The sequence below is a fragment of the Xanthomonas sp. LMG 12460 genome (assembly GCF_009192895.1).
In the GTDB taxonomy this organism is placed as follows: Bacteria; Pseudomonadota; Gammaproteobacteria; order Xanthomonadales; family Xanthomonadaceae; genus Xanthomonas_A; species Xanthomonas_A sontii.
Genome location: NZ_NKUH01000175.1, coordinates 1 through 556, shown reverse-complemented (window position 1 = coordinate 556; position 556 = coordinate 1). Strand labels below are relative to the sequence as shown.

Here is a 556-nt window from a genome sequence, read left to right as displayed (position 1 = left end):
AGCTCGGCCCGGTGCTGGCCGCCTTCGTCGAGCCGGCCCTGGCGATGGCCCAGGAGCGGCAGAGCGGCGGCGCCTTCGTGCGGGTGATCGCCCGCGCCTATGCCGAGAACAACGACAGCCTGCGCCAGTTCCTGTCCGACCACTACGGCCATGTGCTGCGCGAATTCGGCAAGGCCATCGCCGCTTGCGTGCCCGGGCTGAGCAAGCAGGAACTGTACTGGCGCCTGGATTTCCTGGCCGGCGCCCTGACCTACGCGATGGCCGACTTCGGCCTGATCAAGCGCCCCGCCGGCGTCAGCGAGGGCGCGCACCGTGCCCACGCCGCCCGCGAACTCATCCGTTTCGCCGAAGCCGGCTTCCTCGCCCATTCGGTTCCCTGATCCCGCAAACGTTGACCCACAGAGGCTGATCGCTATGTCCAATCCCCTGCTCGTCCGCCGTGCCGCTGTCCTGGGCGCGGGCGTGATGGGTGCGCAGATCGCTGCGCACCTGACCAACGCCGGCGTCGACACCGTGCTGTTCGACCTCCCCGCCAAGGAAGGCCCCGCCGATGGCG

The 556-nt window shown here is 69.8% G+C and carries 1 protein-coding gene and 1 pseudogene; both read left to right on the top strand.

Going from position 1 to position 556, the window contains the following annotated elements; all coding sequences use genetic code 11:
* Positions 1-380, top strand: a pseudogene (locus CEK66_RS20280) (TetR/AcrR family transcriptional regulator); the annotation flags it as partial.
* 34 nt (positions 381-414) lie between these two features.
* A partial coding sequence (locus tag CEK66_RS20275) for a 3-hydroxyacyl-CoA dehydrogenase NAD-binding domain-containing protein (RefSeq protein ID WP_152238077.1) occupies positions 415-556 on the top strand: 142 nt, incomplete at its 3' end.